At 43.0% G+C, this 18,030-nt stretch carries 14 protein-coding genes; all 14 read left to right on the forward strand.

Annotation, left to right across the window (positions count from 1 at the left end):
* Positions 1 to 283 precede the first annotated feature (283 nt).
* The 14 genes from AC5SLM_RS00465 (at position 284) to AC5SLM_RS00530 (ending at position 17,964) form a co-directional block, all read left to right on the forward strand.
* Entirely contained in the window at positions 284 to 793 is a 510-nt protein-coding gene (locus tag AC5SLM_RS00465; RefSeq protein ID WP_495248953.1) for a rhomboid family intramembrane serine protease, read from the forward strand.
* Positions 775 to 2,592 carry a hypothetical protein gene (locus AC5SLM_RS00470; protein ID WP_495248954.1) on the forward strand — a complete coding sequence of 606 codons (1,818 nt, stop codon included), beginning with the start codon at positions 775 to 777 and terminating at the stop codon, positions 2,590 to 2,592. Before AC5SLM_RS00465 ends, AC5SLM_RS00470 begins: the two co-directional genes overlap by 19 nt.
* Positions 2,592 to 4,769: a sensor histidine kinase gene (locus AC5SLM_RS00475; protein WP_495248955.1), complete on the forward strand. Its 2,178-nt coding sequence runs from the start codon at positions 2,592 to 2,594 to the stop codon at positions 4,767 to 4,769. Before AC5SLM_RS00470 ends, AC5SLM_RS00475 begins: the two co-directional genes overlap by 1 nt.
* A 9-nt stretch (positions 4,770 to 4,778) precedes the next feature.
* Complete coding sequence (locus AC5SLM_RS00480) at positions 4,779 to 5,423, forward strand: response regulator transcription factor (RefSeq protein ID WP_495248956.1); 645 nt, start codon at positions 4,779 to 4,781, stop codon at positions 5,421 to 5,423.
* A gap of 95 nt (positions 5,424 to 5,518) precedes the next feature.
* Positions 5,519 to 6,622: a M20 family metallopeptidase gene (locus AC5SLM_RS00485; RefSeq protein ID WP_495248957.1), complete on the forward strand. Its 1,104-nt coding sequence runs from the start codon at positions 5,519 to 5,521 to the stop codon at positions 6,620 to 6,622.
* Positions 6,619 to 7,542: an ATP-grasp domain-containing protein gene (locus AC5SLM_RS00490; protein WP_495248958.1), complete on the forward strand. Its 924-nt coding sequence runs from the start codon at positions 6,619 to 6,621 to the stop codon at positions 7,540 to 7,542. Before AC5SLM_RS00485 ends, AC5SLM_RS00490 begins: the two co-directional genes overlap by 4 nt.
* Before the next feature lie 8 nt (positions 7,543 to 7,550).
* The gene (locus AC5SLM_RS00495; protein ID WP_495248959.1) at positions 7,551 to 8,966 is read left to right on the forward strand and encodes an ATP-grasp domain-containing protein; all 1,416 of its coding nucleotides are present in this window, start codon (positions 7,551 to 7,553) and stop codon (positions 8,964 to 8,966) included.
* Positions 8,967 to 8,976: 10 nt separating this feature from the next.
* Complete coding sequence (locus AC5SLM_RS00500; RefSeq protein ID WP_495248960.1) at positions 8,977 to 11,541, forward strand: M14 family zinc carboxypeptidase; 2,565 nt, start codon at positions 8,977 to 8,979, stop codon at positions 11,539 to 11,541.
* Positions 11,542 to 11,615: 74 nt separating this feature from the next.
* Complete coding sequence (locus AC5SLM_RS00505) at positions 11,616 to 12,431, forward strand: helix-turn-helix domain-containing protein (RefSeq protein WP_495248961.1); 816 nt, start codon at positions 11,616 to 11,618, stop codon at positions 12,429 to 12,431.
* Positions 12,432 to 12,458: 27 nt separating this feature from the next.
* The gene (locus AC5SLM_RS00510; RefSeq protein WP_495248962.1) at positions 12,459 to 13,352 is read left to right on the forward strand and encodes a DMT family transporter; all 894 of its coding nucleotides are present in this window, start codon (positions 12,459 to 12,461) and stop codon (positions 13,350 to 13,352) included.
* Positions 13,353 to 13,864: 512 nt separating this feature from the next.
* Complete coding sequence (locus AC5SLM_RS00515) at positions 13,865 to 14,605, forward strand: ion channel (RefSeq protein WP_495248963.1); 741 nt, start codon at positions 13,865 to 13,867, stop codon at positions 14,603 to 14,605.
* A 105-nt stretch (positions 14,606 to 14,710) separates the two neighbouring features.
* Positions 14,711 to 16,651: a DUF4365 domain-containing protein gene (locus AC5SLM_RS00520; protein ID WP_495248964.1), complete on the forward strand. Its 1,941-nt coding sequence runs from the start codon at positions 14,711 to 14,713 to the stop codon at positions 16,649 to 16,651.
* Between the two features lie 254 nt (positions 16,652 to 16,905).
* Positions 16,906 to 17,217, forward strand: a complete 312-nt coding sequence (locus AC5SLM_RS00525) for a hypothetical protein (RefSeq protein WP_495248965.1) — start codon at positions 16,906 to 16,908, stop codon at positions 17,215 to 17,217.
* Positions 17,218 to 17,361: 144 nt separating this feature from the next.
* A complete protein-coding gene (locus AC5SLM_RS00530) occupies positions 17,362 to 17,964 on the forward strand; it encodes a pseudouridine synthase (RefSeq protein WP_495248966.1) in 603 nt (200 codons plus the stop codon).
* Positions 17,965 to 18,030 lie beyond the last annotated feature (66 nt).

Here is an 18,030-nt window from a genome sequence, read left to right on the forward strand (position 1 = left end):
CGTTCCAAGCAAAGCTTAAAAACGACAGCAGCACGGGGTGGCCTAGGCAAAAAGCCCGCCTACCTTTGGTGCTTTTGCTTCTTGCAAAAGCAGTTTTACAAGAAGGGTGATGGTAAAATTTTATGATATTTTCGTGCCAGAAGCCCAAACTGAAAGTTATTGTAGTACAAAGATGTTTAGAGGGAACTTTTTGGACATTTTCCAAGGGCGATGGTGTAATATTTTTGCTGTTTGTTAGGTTCTTTGTATTATCATAAGCCCATTTGAAGGAAAAAGGAGAGGGATGAACAGTGTGGTTTTGCTCATTGGCGCTAACATTGTTTGCTTTTTTCTCCAAAGTCTTATTCCTTACGCGCATGGGTATTTTGGACTTAACCGCTTGTTTATTGACGCCTTATTTTTGTGGCAACCCCTTACAAGCATGTTTATGCACGGAGGACTAACCCATTTGGCCATGAATATGGTGGTTTTGTTTCAGTTTGGCACCTTACTAGAGCGTGCCATTGGCGCCAAATCTTTCCTACTGCTCTACCTCTTGGGCGGCATTATAACGTCACTGTTGAGCTTTTTCTTTTTGTATTCTTTGGGACTTAACCATGTGCTAGTAGGGGCCTCAGGCGCCATTTCGGTGCTGATTGGGTGGATTGCTAGGCACGACCCTTATAACCGTAAAGGCTTGGTGGTTGCACTCTTGCTCATCTCCTTTGCCCCCTTGCTTTTAGGGATGAACATTGCGTGGTATGCCCACTTGTTTGGCTTTGGGGTAGGATGGTTTTGGAGAAAGCAACCATGAACGCACCCCTAACGCTGTGCCACCTTTATTTTGAGAAAACAGCCCTAAGCGCCCTAGAAACAACGCCATTGTTTAAAACCACTTCTTTGTGCGTCTCCAAGGAAACTTCTTTTCCAAAGGCGTGGATTTACCTCATCGAGTTTGACACCCTTACCAAAGAAAAATTAGCCCTCTTGGGCGTGTTGGCTAAGCGCCACAAAGCTTCGCATCTCTACCTTCTTGTGCCCAAGGAGTTGCATCAGGTTAATGTGTACAAATACGCCTTACATGTAGGCGTCAAAGAAATCTTTTCTCCTTTTGAAACCCCCGATGCTTTAGTGGAAGCTCTTGAAAAAATGCACCGACGTTTGATGGCGGAACTCTCCCACAAAAAGTTTTGTGACCTTGGCACTATCTTTGAACACCATATTCCTTTTGTTCACTACACCCATAAAAACCCTGTATTTGTTAGTAACGCGGCTAAAGCCTTTTTAGGCGAGAGTGTTCCTGCCCTAGAGACACTTCTGGCCGAGCCTTTTCAACTGCTCCTTGATGCCAACAACCAACCGTGGGAAACTTTTTGCCATGGCTTTATTCAAAAAAACGATGGGTTTATGTTCTTCTTTCCCTACGAAAAACAGATAACACCCTCCCACGTTGTGCGCTTGCACGCCAAAGAAGAGGCCTTGGGATGGCTTAAACTCCGCCTTGAGAAAAAAGAGAGTGCCTTGCCTAGCTTTGTGATGGTAGCTATTGACAATGAGGCAAGCCTTCGCAAGGAGCTCATGGAAGCAGAATACACAGCAGCACAGCAGCGCTTAGAGGAAAAACTCTCCCACTTGTGCGCCAACTTGGGCTTGTTTGCCCAATGGGAAGAGGGTGTCTACCTTCTTGTTTTTGAAAACCATACCGCCGAAGCACTCAAAACCTGCATGGAGTCTTTTTACACAACCTGTGAAGAGGAGCCAAGTTTAGCCTCTTTTGTTTTTAGCACCACCTTGTGGCATGGGGTGAAAGAAACACCCGCGTCCGCCATTGCTATGCTTGAATCCATGGCGCGCAAGAGTCTTGAGAGCAAGGAAATTGCAGCCCTTGATATTTGCATTTTACCTTCTTGCGGGGAATCTCTTAAGGAATTTCACCAGATTTTGCGCACCTTTTACACCTTCATGGTAAACAAAACCCCACTAAAACTCCAAAATATTTACAAAGGCTTGTGTATCAACACGGCTTCAAAAATCATAAAAATCAAAGACAAAATGGTCTATTTTGAGTGTCAAACCCTTCAAGGATACGCGGCCACTGAGTCAAAAAAAGTGACTATTTTAAGCGCCGAACTTCCCTTTGACATCCACGGCAGTGTCAAATTTGTCAATTTTGAAGAAAAATACCTCATCGCAGACTCTTTTTATTTTCTCCCCGATAGTGCCAACAGTCGCGAATACACAAGGGTGCAACCCAGTTTTAGAAACCCGCTTTACCTCAAACAAGGGCGCGTGCAAATCCAAGGAGATATCTTGGACGTTTCGCTTAAGTCCATCGCCTTTTCCACGCGTCAAGCGGTCACATCGCTGGTGCAAAACCAAACCTGCGTCCTTACATGTAAGCTTCCAGACGCCACCATGGAAGAGGGTTTTGTCGAAATCCGCGCCACAGGCAAAGTCGCCTCCCAACGCCCACTCACAGACACTAGCACAAAAATCGTGTTGCTTCTCACCCTAAAAGACCCCTACGATGCCCACTTATTGCGTTACATGTACATGCGTCAAAAAGAACTCATCAACGAACTCAAACAATTCACTAAAAACGGACAACGCTAATGCGCTTTTTGCTTCTTCTTTGCCTTTTTCTCTCCTTGCATGCGCAAGCCACTTACGATAAAGAGATTTTGTTACTACAGTCTTATAACAAAGGGCTTAAGTGGACCGATGGGATTTCCAAGGGCGTGGAAACCGTATTTCAAGACTACCCTGAGTATGAGATTACCACCGAGTACATGGACAGTAAAAAAATCGACTCGCCGGAGTATTTTCAAACGGTTTTAGAGCTTTACCGCAAAAAATTTGCTAATCGCCACTACGAAGCCATCATTGTGGCGGACAATTTTGCTTTTGAATTTGCCCTAGAACATGGCGACATCCTCTTTCCCAATACGCCTATTGTATTTTGCGGGGTTGAAAATTTTGACCCTGTGCAAATCCAAATCCATCAAGCAAGCTACAAAACAACTGGCGTGGTGGAGTACAAAGAGGTAGACAAAAGCTTTGAACTCATCGCCTCCCTTGTTCCTAACCTCCAAAAAGTCTACATCATCAGCGACAAAGCCTACTCCTCAAGACGTATTAAAGAACAGATTTTTGAAGCCAAGGAAAAATACAGCGACCGTTTTGAAATCATCTACGACAATGATATTTTGCTTGAAACCTTGCCTGAAAAACTCGCAAACTTACCCTTGCGTTCTGCCGTGCTTTTTACGAGTCTTTACCGCGATACCAACGAAGTATACGTGCCGTATTCTAAAGTTAAAAACTTTTTTCATACGACCAATTTGCCCATTTTTGCACTCACTTCCATCCACCTCAACGAAGGCGTTGTGGGGGGTATCATGGTTGACCCCTTTGTGCAAGGAAGCGAAGCGGCGAAAAAAACACTTAAGATTCTTGAGGGCACTCCCCTTGCAGACATCCCCATCTCCGCGCCTGAGGCCCAACCCATGTTTGACATGGAAATGCTCATGAAGCACTCCTTACTCATCGAAGCCTTGCCTAAAGAGTCCTTGCTTGTCAACATGCCCGTTGGATTTTTTGAGCGCAACAGAGAACTTGTCAACAGCGTGTTTACCCTCTCTCCTTTGTTGGTTTTTTTCACCATTGCCTTGCTTTTTGGGTTGTATAAAAAAACCGTGCTTGAAGAACAACTTCGCGCCCAAAGTGAGCTAGATAGCGTCCTTTTAAATACCATCCAAAGCCCCATTTTCTGGCGTTCACACGAGGGGGTTTTGCTAGGCTGTAACCGCGCGTTATGCGCTCTTTTAAACAAGCCCAAAAAAGAGCTCATCGGCCACCATATCACCCAAGTGATGCCTATTTTTTGCGAACATATTCGCGAAGAAGAGGGGGATTTTAAAACCGATATTGAACTTTCATACCTCGATATTGATGGCAAGCAACGGGACCTCATGGTGCGCCGAAAACGCTTTGAGCGGGGTGTTGTCACCATTGTCACCGACGTGACGCAAAAACGCCAAATAGAGCTCGAATACAAACGCCATGAGCAGTTTGTCTTGCAACGTTCTAAGCAATCCGAAGTAGGAGAAATGCTCGCTTCCATCGCCCACCAGTGGAAAACGCCGCTCATCGAAATCTCCGCCATCGCCCAATCCTTGGTCTATGCACGCAAAAAGCATGCTATCTCCCAAGAAGAAGCCAAAGGCTTTTCCAATGACATCATGGAGCAAGTCTCCTACATGACCCAAACCATCGATGATTTTCGCTCGTTTATCAAGCCTTCCACCAAGGCTGTCATGTTCAGTGTCAAAGACGCGGTGGAAGATATCTTGAAAATCCTCAGCCACACGCTAAAGTACAATTACATCGCCACCACCTTTACATGTAAAGATACCGATTCTGACCTAAGCACCTACGGCTATCCCAATGAATTTAAACAAACCTTGCTCAACATCATCAATAACGCCAAAGACGCCATCATCAAGCAGCGCATTTTAGGCAAAACGGCCGAGGAAATCCGCATCTCCCTCTCCCAAACAGCCCACAACACGATTTTGAGCATCGAGGATGATGGAGGCGGGGTAGAACCTGAGAGTTTACCCCACGTGTTTGACCCCTTTTACAGCACCAAAGAACACGGCGATGGCTTTGGGCTATACATGGCCAAACTCATCATCGAAGACAAAATGCAAGGGCGTATTGTGGCAAGCAACACAGACACGGGGGCAAAAATCAGCATCTATCTTGCAAAAAATGCGTCAAATGGTTAAAATTGCCCCATGAAAATACTCCTCCTTGAAGACAACGAACGCTTAAGTGCTTTAATCATCGAAGCGTTGGACCAATCCCGTTACCACGTAGACGCCTTTTGTGATGGCAAACAAGCCCTTGAGGCCATTGATGATGGGTACGATTGTTTCATCCTTGACATCAACGTGCCGGGCATGGATGGGCTTACACTCTTAAAAGAGATTCGCTTTTTGGACAACCAAACCCCTGCCATTATCATCAGTGCCAATATTGAGCTTGAAACCATTAAAGAAGCCTATTGCGATGGGTGCGATGAATACCTCAAAAAGCCTTTTTACGTGGATGAGCTTGTCTTTAAAGTAGACAAACTGTGCAAGCCTACCCACACCAAACTGCGCTTCTCAGAAAGCATTCTTTTTGATACGCACACCCAGCTTTTGTACGAAAATGGCGAAGAGATTAAACTAGCCAAAAAAGAGATTTTACTCCTTAATCTCATGGCAAAACACATTGATAAAATCGTCACCTTTGAAATGATTGAATGTTACGTTTGGGAAGGGGAGCTTACCAGCCTTGAAAACGTCCGCGCCCTCGTCAAACGCTTGCGCAAAAAACTCCCTCCAGAGACACTACTCTCTCAAGGTGGAATGGGTTACAAACTGCGTTACATGTAAAAGGTATTGCTGTAGATTTTTTAAACATAGACCTGCGTCGTTTTTAATCCAATGAGGTTATAATGTGACCCTATTTTGTCACAAAAAGGGTCCTCATGCGCTACCTTCAAGACCTAGAAACCCTGTGCTGTATCAATTCCTACACCAAAAATAAAGCGGGTGTAGATAAGGTGGGCCAACACATGCAAGCGTGGCTTGTCCCTTTGGGATTTAACGTGACCACCTTTGCAAGAGAAACCCTAGGAAACCATCTCTTGTTTCAAACCCCCCATAAAGAGGGGGCAAAAATCTTGCTTTTGGGCCACAACGACACGGTCTTTCCGCCGCAAACCTTTGAAACCTTTGCCCACGATGACGCATGGGTCTATGGCCCAGGGGTTTGTGACATGAAAGGGGGCAATATCGTCGCTCTTGAAGCCTTGCGAGAAACCCACAAGCGCTTTGGTACCCTTTACAATGTGGATTTTTTCCTTGTGAGTGATGAAGAAACAGGCAGTGATGATAGCAAGGCGTTGACCTTGGAGTTGGCTAAAAACTATGATTATTGCTTTGTGTTTGAAGCAGCGGGCAAAAACCTCGAAGTGGTCACAGGCAGAAAAGGGGTGGGAACATACACCTTACATGTAAAAGGCAAAGCCGCCCACGCAGGGGTGCGTTACACTGAGGGCATTAACGCCAACCTAGAAGCCGCTTACAAACTCCAAGCCCTCACCGCCCTTACGAACCTAGAAGAGGGCACAACGGTCAATGTGGGCACTATCCAAGGGGGCGTTGGCGCCAACACCATCAGTCCCCATTGCGAGATGCTCCTTGAAATCCGCTTTTCCAATGAAAAAGAAAAACAGCGCTTGCTCCACGCCCTAGAAGAGATCACCAACCATGCCTTTGTGCCAGGGACAAGCGCTACATGTAAAGGACTCATTCAGCGTGACGTGATGGAGCCAAATGCTGCGCAAGCGGCCTTTATCCAAACCCTCGAAACCCTTTGCCAACATCCTATCCCCACCGAAAAACGCGGAGGCGTGAGCGATGCGAACCACGTGGCTTCTTGCGGCGTGGTGACACTGGATGGCATGGGGCCTTTTGGAGATGGGGACCACACGGTACACGAACGGGCTCTAAAATCAAGTTTTGACCAACGCATCACCATGATGAGTCACATCCTCGCATGGCACCAAGAACATCAGGAGTTCAAATGAAAACGCGCACTATTGGCATGTGGCTTTACCAAAACAGCGGCGGCGAAGCCATTCAGAAAAAATTGGTCAAACAACTCAAAGAGCGGGGAATCGAAGTCATCACGGGACTGAACCTGCGCAATGCTGTTGCAAAAAACGGCACCATTTACTGCAACAGCGATAATGGCAAAGGAAAAGCGGTCAAAATGAACAAACTTGACCTCTTTTTCTCCTATAATGCCGGAGAGCAAACCCAGTATCAAATGTTTCTCTACAAAGCCCTTAACCGCATCATGCCTACTATCAACAATTACGAAGCCTTTGAACTCACTGAGGATAAATTTCAAACCTCTTTTTTACTGCGCAACCACGGGGTTTTGACCGCTGATTACAGGCTCTGCCACCGCGATGATGGGCGTTTTTTGTCAAAAATTCTCAAAAAATGGGACAAGATGGTCTACAAACCCACCGACGGCTGGGGTGGAGTAGGGCTGACGAAGATTGAAAATGAGGCCAGTTTGGACATGCTAATGCCCTTTTTAAATCAAATGGATTTGCGCTTTTTTTACGTGGAAAAGTTTATTGACTACGACAGGACCGATTACCGCGTGGACATCGTGGACAATGCCTTTGTGGGATGCTACGGGCGAAAAGCCGGCGGAAACGATTGGCGCACCAACATTAGCAGTGGCGGGAGCGTCTTTTTGCGCGAGCCTGAACCTGCCGTAATCGAACTGGCACTAAAAGCCGCTAAAATTACGGGGCTAGAAATCGCGGGAGTAGACATCATCTATGACCGCAAAAAAGAAGAGTACGTGGTGCTAGAAGTCAACGGTATCCCTGCTTTTGCTACTCCTGAGCAAGAAAAGGTAGGGTTGGATTTTAATGGCAAAAAAATTGAACTCCTTGTTGAACTTATCGACAAAAAAACACAACACTAGGAAAACGCATGGCACGCAACAGTAAATTACCAACGCTTGGGCTTTTGTATTTGGATTATGTTTTACAGTTTTTCGACACCTCCAACTTCAAAGGCTGGCCCGATAAAATCGAAAAAGTCACCTACCATTGGGGAAATGATAAAGAGCGTCTTATTGCGGAGATTAAACGCAAAAAAATCGACGTGCTCATCGGCAACATCCCCGCGACTGCCTATGAAACCTTTCGCGACATTAGCCTCGCACTTCCCAATGTGCGTTTTGTGCCCTCTTTGGATACACAATTTGCCAACAAATCCAAAGAAAACGTCACGCGTTTTGCGTGGAAGTACAAGATTCCCGTGCCTAAAACCCGCATCTTTTACAACCCCGAAGAAGGTGAGGCGTTTTTGAAAAAAACCCACTACCCCAAAATCATTAAAAAATCCTACGGGCCTTCTAATTATGGTGGGTATTTTGTCCACAAGGTTGACAACGTTGACGAGGCCATGCACCTTTTAAAAACTAAAAAATACTACCCCATGTATATTCAAGACTTTATCCCCATGGAAGCAGACATTCGCGTGATGCTCATCGGACACAAGCCTGTGTGTGCCTTTTGGCGGCGTCCACCTGAGGGAAAATGGCTCACCAACACCTCCCAAGGAGGCACGATGGACTACCACGACGTGCCCAAAAAAGTCCTTGATTTAGCGGTACGCGTCAGTAAAGCGGCCAAGGCAGAATACTGGGCATGTGATGTGGCTTACGGAAAAGACGGGAAAGTGCGCATCCTTGAGTGTGCCACGGCTTTTGCGGCCTTTCCTTACATCCGCGATTGGATTGGGCAGTATTTGATGTGGAAATTTAGCAAGGGGCGTTTCCCTAAGCCTCACATTCCAGTGTACAACTGGGAAGAACTTAGCAAAATCAACAAATCTTTGCTGCGCACCATGCGCCACATCACCTTTGGCACCTACAGCCCTAGTTATGACGGGGAGTACTTTGGGCAACAGAAAAAAGCCCTTGTGGATGGCGAATACTACTTGCACGCCCTTGATGAGCGCTACACTATGCAAGACACTCCCGAAACGGGAACGCAGGAGTGGCCTAGCCAAACGTGGAACTACCAAGGTAAATTTACCCTTAAAACCACACACTCCACAGAAGTTGTCTCTAGCGTAATCAAGCGCAGCGATGAAGCCCAAGAATCACCCCTTTTGCCCAAAAAAATACTGGGCAAAAAAGCCCTCAAAAAATTGCTCACCTCCATCGAAGGGGTAGGGGAGAAAAAATTTAACCGCATCCTAGACGCCTATGGCAGTCCTGAAGCAGTAGCCGAAGCCCTCAACCAAGGGGGCACCTCTCTTGAACACATTAAGGGATTAACCACTAAAATACAAAAGAAAATTCTTACCCTTTGGGAAGAGTGGCACCAGAAAGGCTAACCTAAACTTAATGAAAAAACAGTACCGATCTTACGAACAAACCTGTGAATTTTTAAAAGAATGTGTACGACGCTATCCTAGCTTAATCTCCCTAGAATCCCTGGGTAAAACCTGGGAAAATCGTGATATTATCTTGGCTAAAGTTACTTTACATGTAGAGCATGCGGATTTAAAACCCGCCTTGCTTTACACGGGCACTATTCACGCTAGAGAGTGGATAGGCAACGAGTTGGGGGTGAGTTTCATTGAGTACTTGCTAGGCCACTACGACACCAACCCCATGGTCTTAGAAGTGCTCACTAAAAACACCCTTTACATCGTGCCCTGTCTTAATCCCGATGGGTTTGAGTACAGCCGCAAGCACTTCTCCTTTTGGCGCAAAAACCGCCGCAACAACGGAGATGGTACCTTTGGGGTGGATTTGAACCGCAACTTTAGTGTGGGGTTTCAAAAAGTCTCCGACACTTCCTCTAACGTCTACAGCGGCCCTGCACCCTTTTCAGAGCCTGAAACGCAGGCCATCAAAGCCTTTGTAGATGCCCATGAAAACATCACCATTGCCCTTGATTATCACTCCCAAGGAAACGTCTTTTTTCCTGCGCACAAGTTCAACCACGAAGCCGAAATCGAAGGCACAGACTTAAACACCCTGTGCGCGAACATGAACTACCACATCCGCAAAGCAACAGGGCGAAAATACGGCATCCACCGGGGAAAACCGCCCAAAAAACTCATCAGTGGGAGTGGGCGAGAGTACTATTACAGCAAAGGCATCATCGCTACGGTGGTGGAAGTAGGCACGCGCAATATTCCTGATTTTATGCAAAACATGCGCGAGAGCATTCACGAAAACATCCCCGCACTCCTTTACGCCCTAAGTGAGGCGCACAACTACTCCGCCAACGCCCCAAGGCGGCCTGAGAATTTTTTGCTTCAGCACAAAACCTCCCAAGAAGTCACGCTGGCGTGGGAATACCCCTGTAAAAAAGATATCTATTTTCAACTTTTTCGCAACACCGAAAACAAAGAAGCCTGCAATGAAAGCTCCCTTGTCGGGGTGACCAAAAACCACCATTTTACAGACATTGAACTCTCCAGTGGGACGAATTATTTTTACTACATTCGCGCGGTGGATAACATCACGGGCGTCAAGTCGGCTTTTGCCCCCAAAATGCGGGTGCAAACCTTGCTTGATTCCACGGAATTTCACCGCACCATCTTCCCCACTCCTAGCGACGTGGGCTACACGGCAGAATTTACCAAAGAGCAAAACCGTGCCCATTTTGGACGCAATTCGCTTTTTATCGGCATCAACGAAACCAAGGGCATTAGCTACGGGGTGATTGATTTTAAGCTTGACACCTTGCCGCAAAACGCCATCATCAAAGAGGCCTACCTTTCCCTCTACCCCCTTAACCGCGTCAATGCCAAGATAGAAAAATTTGGCGAGTGGTCGGTTTCTCTCATCGACCGCGAGAGCGTTGGGGACATCACCGACTTTGACCACATCAGCCAAAGCACCGTGATTCAAACCATCGGCACCACGATGCCCTCAGAAACACTCACCCAGGGCATCTGGAGCCATTGGAAATTTAACGAATACGAACGTCGCTTGCTAGAAGTGCAACTTCAAGCCCATAACGCCCTTTTACTCAAAATCAGCGGACCTACCAAACTCCCCTTGGGGCGGGATTCGCAGATGATGATGTTTGACTTGGGGTATGGAAATTTTGGCGGCGGAATTCACTACCGTCCTAACCTGTTTATCAAGTACACTTTGCCAAGCCAGTCCCTTCAGATTCCCGCAAGCACCCTTGCTACGGTGGGCTCAGACTGCCTAGACACCCAGCAGCTTTCCTGCGGATTTGACAAAGAAAGCCACAAGATTTACGGTTACATGGAATTTAGCCTAGAGACCCTTCCTGAGCCCGACCAAACCGTCATCACGGGAGCGTACATTAGCATCAAGAGCCGCAACCGAACACGCACCAAAGAAGACATCCGCTACAACGTGGAGTTTGTGGACATCGAAGAATTAACCCATGCTAACATCAAAGCCAGAGAGCGCATCGAATTTATCGGTTATGAGGTGAGCCGAGCCGATTTACAAAAAGACAAGTGTCACCATTTCATCTTCGATAGCTATTCGCGCCAAAGTTTAGAAGAGATGCACCGCCAAGGCCAAAAAAGCAAATTTGTCATCAAGCCCACCTCGGCTATCATCAAAAACCACCTTGTCATGTGGGACAAAGACGTCACCTTGACGGTCGAATACATCCCGCGCCGCAAAAGCCCGCCACCCATGGCCACCGACCTCAAAGTTTCTAACGAAGGCGGCAAGATTAAGCTTACATGGACAAACCCCAAAGAAGAGGGGTTTGTAGGCGTTTACGTGGTGCGCAATCGCTTCCACCCCCCGACCAATCCCTCCGATGGGGACAAGCTCTACGCGGGTAAGGACAACTACACCTACGACACCTTTGGCACACCGCAAATAGCAAAATATTTTGCCATTTTTAGCTACGACGATGTGCCAAACTACAGCGAACCGCTTCGGGGAGAGTGGCACATCTAAGAAGACAAACCCTTTACATGTAAAGCGCAATTTTGTTCTATTTCTAAGAGCAAGATTGCGCTATAATGCGCGCCATGAGAGCCTCACTACTCAACAACACGGTTTTTGAAAACATCACCGACTCCAACGGCGCTTTTACGCGCCATTTTCACAACACGTACACCATCGGGCTCACGCACGCGGGGCTGTTTAAGTCTACCAAAGAGCGCACGTCTTGCAACGCCTACGCTTACTCTACGCGCATCATCAACCCCCAAGAAGTCCACTGCGGTGACTCTTACGCGTGGCAATACACCAACTTCTACCCCCAAGCGGAGTTACTTGTGGACATGTACGCGCAACTGTACGGAGAGCGAAAACTCCCCTTGTTTGCCCAACACATCGTGCAAGATGCGCACCTGTACACGCTGCTTAAAGCCTTTTTTCACAGTGTGTACGCCTACGAAGCGCCCATGGAGAGCGAAACCAAGCTCATCCGTGCCCTTTCGTACCTCATCCGCACTTACGCGCATGTGAGCGTGGCAGAAGTGCCAAACCCAGGCGATAAAACCGCCATCCACACAGCAAAAACCTACATCCAAGACAACCTTAGCGAAGAGATTTCTTTGGATGACCTTTCCACGCAAACGCACCTGAGTAAGTACCATTTTTTACGCGTGTTTGCCAAAGACACGGGCCTCACGCCCCATCAGTACATCATCATGGAACGGGTTTCTCGCGCTAAAGAGCTCGCCTTGGGCGGTCACTCCTTGGGACTTGCAAGCGTGGAAGCGGGCTTTAGCGACCAGTCGCACTTCATCCGCAGTTTTCGCAAGATGTACGGTTACTCGCCCAAAGAACTTTACAACAAGCGCAATTTTATTCTATACCCTCCGCACCATTCTCGCTAAACTGCGCCCAAAAACAAGGAACTGTATATGGAACAAAAAAACACCCTCTATGGCTTGCTTTTTCTCGCCATGATTTGTTGGGGCGGGTCGTGGGTAAACATCAAAGTCTTAAGCGGGTACATCGGCGCGTACGATGTGGTCTTTTTTCGCTACTTTATCACCGCACTTAGCATGGTGCCCATCATCTTATACTTGAAAAAATCTTTTGCCATCGACCTTAAGAGTTTTGGCCTTGTGGTGCTCACCTCGCTCACACTCATCGCCTACATGAACTACTTTTTTTTAGGCACCAAGTACGGCACCGCGTCCCTTGGCGGGGCGATGGTGACCTCACTCATCCCCATCAACACTTTTCTCATTCTCGCACTTTTGCGGGTGCGCACCATCACTAAAAAAGACCTCTTTGCCCTCATCTTAGGCGCTGTTGGCGTACTCACTATGCTCGATGTGTGGCACTTTGACATGGCGCAACTTAGCGCGGTGCACAACCTTTACTTTCTCATCGCTTCACTGTTGTGGCCTGTGCTTACCATCCTTAGCTCCAAGGCGACCAAGATTTCGCCCATTGTTTTTACCTTTTACATGTACGTCATCACCACGGCGGTGGATTGGGTGTTTTTTGTGGACGTGGGTGCCCTTGATTTTTCCACTTATGATGGGATTTTTTGGCTCAACATGCTCTTCATCGCCTTTGGCGCTTCGACCTTTGCCAATACGATTTATTTCCTCGGCATCGAACGCTTGGGCGCTAGGGAAGTAAGCTCCTTCATCTTCCTCGTCCCCTTCGCCGCCATTAGCCTGAGCATCCTTTTCCTAGGCGAATCCATCAGCCTCTCACTCGTCATCGGCACGGTGCTAACGCTCTTTGCGGTGAAGCTGTTGAATAACATCAGCTTACGACGGAAGAGAGTGAAGGGGTGAAGAGGCTTTACATGTAAGGCTAAATTTAAACCATTTGATACTCATCTTGTCTTTTTGTGGGGTATCGGGTGGTTTTTTCTTCGTTATTGACTTCTTGAATTAAACGACACAATGACCATTTAATACTTTTTTTAGCTACTTAAACGACAATGTGTTCAAATAACGCCCTGAACGTTTTTAAATGGTCATCGAAATTTTGATATTTTTAATAGATTTGGGCAAAAAATTAGTCAAAATATTGCGTTTTGAACTATTTATGAAAATAAACGAACATTTTTTATGCTCATTTATTTGAGTATATTGGGCTGTTTTATATATAATGTTCGTTGAATAAATAGTTATCTCGGACGCTACGCATCCGAGATAACGGTGGCGCGGGCTGAACACCCGCTTGTTATCTGCTGCTTCGCACCAGATAACAAGCGGGTGAAACGAGCACCCAAACAAAAAATTAAAATTTTTTATTCGGCTGTCGTTTACCCGCGCCACCGTTAGTATAGAAAGGAACAAAATTGATAACTAAACTTAAAAAGTCGGTACATATATTTTTTAAATCATCATTAAATTTTTTAAGCTATACTTTTAAGACATTAAAATTATTATTATCTAATATTTTTTTAATATTTAATACAAAAACTTTATTGTCAAACCATTTAAAAAGCTACAAAAACTTAAATGAAATTACCGAAAAGTCTGTAGAACAAGTTTATAGCAGATATACAACATACCTAATATTATTATTTATAAGTATTATAATGTCTGGTATATTTACTATTTTTTCTTTTTATACAATTGGCATAATCTTTTTTATGATATTTATGATACTTATTATATTTGTTCCAAGTTTATTTATTTTTCACAGTTCTCTTTTAAGTTCATCAAGACTTTTGCTGTTAGTTATATCTTACTTATTTACAGTAATATCATTTGCCTTAATTTTTTATATTATACAAATGTTAAGTATAGATAATATTCAGGATCCAACATTAGTTGCATTTAAAATTCCAAACTATGAAACATTGGAAGAGATTAAAAATTTTAATAATCCTTTCTCATTTTTATACTTCAGCATAGTTACTATTACAACACTTGGATATGGAGATATTACGCCGCTTTCGATTACAGCCAAAATTGCTTCATCACTTGAGGTAATCCTAGGTATCACATATGCCGTATTTGGTGTTGCCACATTATTTTCTAATAAAGAGAATGATAAAGAAATTGCAAGGCATATAGAAAAAATAATTGGCTGAAAAAAATACTAACAATTACTAGTTGAGAAATATTTGACCCTGCGGCTCAAATATTTCTCAACTCAAACGTTATGTATCTAAATGTACTTAAAAATAGGATATTAAGTGAAAAGACCTGATCAACATATTACAGAAACAAAGTCACAAAGAATATTTGAAAGCATTGTACCTATTGATTGGGTATGTCGAGATATTAAACCAGATTACGGAATCGATTATTTAGTTGAAATATTTGAAAATGATGAATCCACAGGAAAAACATTTTTTGTCCAACTTAAAGGTTCAACACAAGCTATAAGTAATAATACTTTTGAAAAACAATTTACAATAGATAATCTTAAATATTACAACTCATTAACGCTTCCAGTACTTATTGTATGTGTATCTGTTAATACTCAACAAGTATGGGGAATATGGTCAAATAATTTATTAGATTCTAAAAAAATAAAAGATGATCAAAAAACACTTACTCTTTCACTAGATGAAAAATTTATCATAGATGAGATATTTTTCCAAAATATCTCAAGTAAGTTAGATACTTTAAATAATGTTGGTATTCTAGTTAATACTAATGACGAAAAAGGAAAACTTTTAAATAATAATATATTAAGTTGGATAGATGAGTTCTATTCTGATACAGTATCAACTACATTTAATAATTTACCAAATCATTTAGAAATAGATTATTCTATTAGTGAGAGTGATAAAATCAACATTAATATTATTATAGATGCTTCTTCTAAAAAAATAATAGTAGAAAATATCACTATTGATGAACCATTTCTACATAAACCGAAATTTGATAAAAGTATTGTAAATGATTTTAATAAAGATATATTATTTGCGATTGCAATAGGATTAGCAAAATATGACATCAAAGGCTCATTAGGTATTCTAATCCATATTATAGATAAACTAGATTTTAGTAATCACGATAAATATTTTATGTTAGATCCATTAGGTTTATTGGCATTATCTAATGCAAAAAATGAATTATTTTTATTTAACAATCTTGTGAAAAAAATCATAGAGCTAGATTTATATGATTTATTTTTCTTTTTTGATTTATCCTATTTTACTATTAAATCACCAATATTATTAAATTATAGAATTGAAAATCTGAATAGTATTATTGATAAAAAAATTGAAAATGGTTTAACTGGTACTTGTCATTATAATTTAGGCAATATTTATAGAGGTATGACAAAACAAAATGAAGCAATTTATCATTATTTCAAAGCAAGAAAAATATACCCAGAATATTTAAAAAGAAATTATTGGTGGAAAGAAGTTGCTGGGTTATTATTTTCAAAAAGACATTACTATTGGTCTGAGTTATTTTATAAAAAATCTTTAGAATCCTTTACTAAATTAGATAAAGATAGCTATGTAAGGATGGAACGAGATACTTCACAAGAATTACATTTAGTAAAAGCACTAATTGGTGATTGCTTATTCTTTCAAAGTAAGTTTAAAGAAGCTAACATTTTTTTTGAAGAATATTTAAAGTCCAATAAAAATCATTCCGAGGAATGGGTACTTAAAAATATAACTTGTATTGAATTAATGGATAGTGAGCTTAATAATATTAAATTTGATAGAAAAGGTTCTATGAGATTATTTGAAAATGGTTATAAAGAACTAGATACTAAAAAAGTTATAGACATATATGAAAATGCATTAAAATTAAATCCACTTAATGGACTAGTATGGTTTAATCTAGGCAGTGCATTAAACAAAGAAAACAAATTAGATGGAGCTTTATTTGCATATTTAATCACTGGATTAATACAAGAAGGGGATACAGAGGCTCTATTTAATGCCTTAATGATAGCTATGAGTATTAATCAATATGCTTTAATGCAATCTATTTTAATATATCTGACCGAAAGATACGGTGACTTGATAGTCAATGACTTCTCTGATTATATAATGAATAATGGGTTATCCTTATCATCAGGGATTATGTCTATTGACGATAAAAAGTATTTAATTGATATGATTAATAAAATGTTTGAGATAACTAAAAGTATAAAAAGTACATAACAAAACGATAAAAAAGGTGACAGGCTACTTTTAAACCAAAAAATAAAAAAGGTGACAGGCTACTTTTAAACCAAATTAACACATCTGCCTACGTGAAAAGAAAAACATAGTTTATTTTTTGGGGTAAAAGATAACAAGCTACCTTTAGCCCAAGCCTTACATGTAAACATTCCCAACCAAATCACACATAAATCAGTGAAATTATATGGCAAATTAACTATAATATTTGCATGTAAATTCACAAAGGATTTAAGATGATAGTAAAATACGCTCCTGATGAGCTTTTGTCTGTTACGGACTTTACAAAGAAAATCGCCACTGTTTTAAAGGGAATAAAAAACCAATCAATGGAAAAAATTGGGATTTTAAAAAACAATAAACTCGAAGCCGTTGTCATCTCTACCGACGAATACGAAAGACTCAAATCACTGGAGGAACTTTTTGACCTAATCGAACACAAAGAAATCTACGAAGCCATTAAATCGCGCCAAAATACACCCACAGCATCCTACGCCTCCCTCAATGAAGTGGCTCGCAAGTTCAACATTGACACGAAAAAGCTTTGATGAGAGATGGAAGTCTATAAAGACGCTCTAAAGAGAATTTAAAAAAAGCAACAAACTCCTTTTAACCAAAAAAAGCCCAAAGAAGCCTTACATGTAAAGGTTGCTATAATCCAAAAAACCTTTACATGTAAAGCGAGAGAGACGATGGATATTGGCACTAAACAGGTAAATCCATCGGTTCACACTTCCGCAAAACTGCTCGCGCTCAACAAACCCAAAGGCTACCTAGTCACACGTTCGGATGACCTTGGGCGAAAAACGGTCTATGACCTTTTGCCCTCATGGGCGTATGCGCAAGGGTGGATGCCCATCGGTCGCCTTGACTTGGAGTCTAGGGGGCTTTTGCTCTTTACGACCGAGGGGAAAATCAACAACGCCCTGACTAAGCCAGGAAGTTGCATGAAGGTGTATGAAATCTGGGTCAGAGGCCACGTGAGCGACGCACACATAGCGCAGGCTTTACAAGGCGTAGAGACCCCGCAAGGCTTACTCAAAGCACTTGAAGTTGAAAAAATAGGCACAGGCGGCGCAAAAACAAAGCTCCGAGTGAAAATCGACGAGGGTAAAAACCGCCACATCCGTCGGCTTTTTGGCGCGCTTTGTGATGCCAAATTTGGAACACCTCTAAAAGTCATCGCCCTTGAGCGCGTGAATATTGGGAGTTTGACGCTTGATCTTGAGCTTGGCAAATGGCGTTTTCTTTTGCCTGAAGAAGAAAAGGCGCTCCTAAAAAACCTTTACATGTAAACCCTTTCCACCACCAACTTTTTCTGCATAAATTTTATACAATTCACTGTTCTATTTTGTTTCAGA

It is taken from the genome of Sulfurospirillum sp. HTRB-L1 (genome assembly GCF_059415125.1).

Coding starts and splice junctions, on each gene's coding strand:
- AC5SLM_RS00465 (WP_495248953.1), top strand. CDS start 284: ATGAACAGTGTGGTTTTGCTCATTGGCGCTAACATTGTTTGCTTTTTT.
- AC5SLM_RS00475 (WP_495248955.1), top strand. CDS start 2,592: ATGCGCTTTTTGCTTCTTCTTTGCCTTTTTCTCTCCTTGCATGCGCAA.
- AC5SLM_RS00480 (WP_495248956.1), top strand. CDS start 4,779: ATGAAAATACTCCTCCTTGAAGACAACGAACGCTTAAGTGCTTTAATC.
- AC5SLM_RS00485 (WP_495248957.1), top strand. CDS start 5,519: ATGCGCTACCTTCAAGACCTAGAAACCCTGTGCTGTATCAATTCCTAC.
- AC5SLM_RS00490 (WP_495248958.1), top strand. CDS start 6,619: ATGAAAACGCGCACTATTGGCATGTGGCTTTACCAAAACAGCGGCGGC.
- AC5SLM_RS00495 (WP_495248959.1), top strand. CDS start 7,551: ATGGCACGCAACAGTAAATTACCAACGCTTGGGCTTTTGTATTTGGAT.
- AC5SLM_RS00500 (WP_495248960.1), top strand. CDS start 8,977: ATGAAAAAACAGTACCGATCTTACGAACAAACCTGTGAATTTTTAAAA.
- AC5SLM_RS00505 (WP_495248961.1), top strand. CDS start 11,616: ATGAGAGCCTCACTACTCAACAACACGGTTTTTGAAAACATCACCGAC.
- AC5SLM_RS00510 (WP_495248962.1), top strand. CDS start 12,459: ATGGAACAAAAAAACACCCTCTATGGCTTGCTTTTTCTCGCCATGATT.
- AC5SLM_RS00525 (WP_495248965.1), top strand. CDS start 16,906: ATGATAGTAAAATACGCTCCTGATGAGCTTTTGTCTGTTACGGACTTT.
- AC5SLM_RS00530 (WP_495248966.1), top strand. CDS start 17,362: ATGGATATTGGCACTAAACAGGTAAATCCATCGGTTCACACTTCCGCA.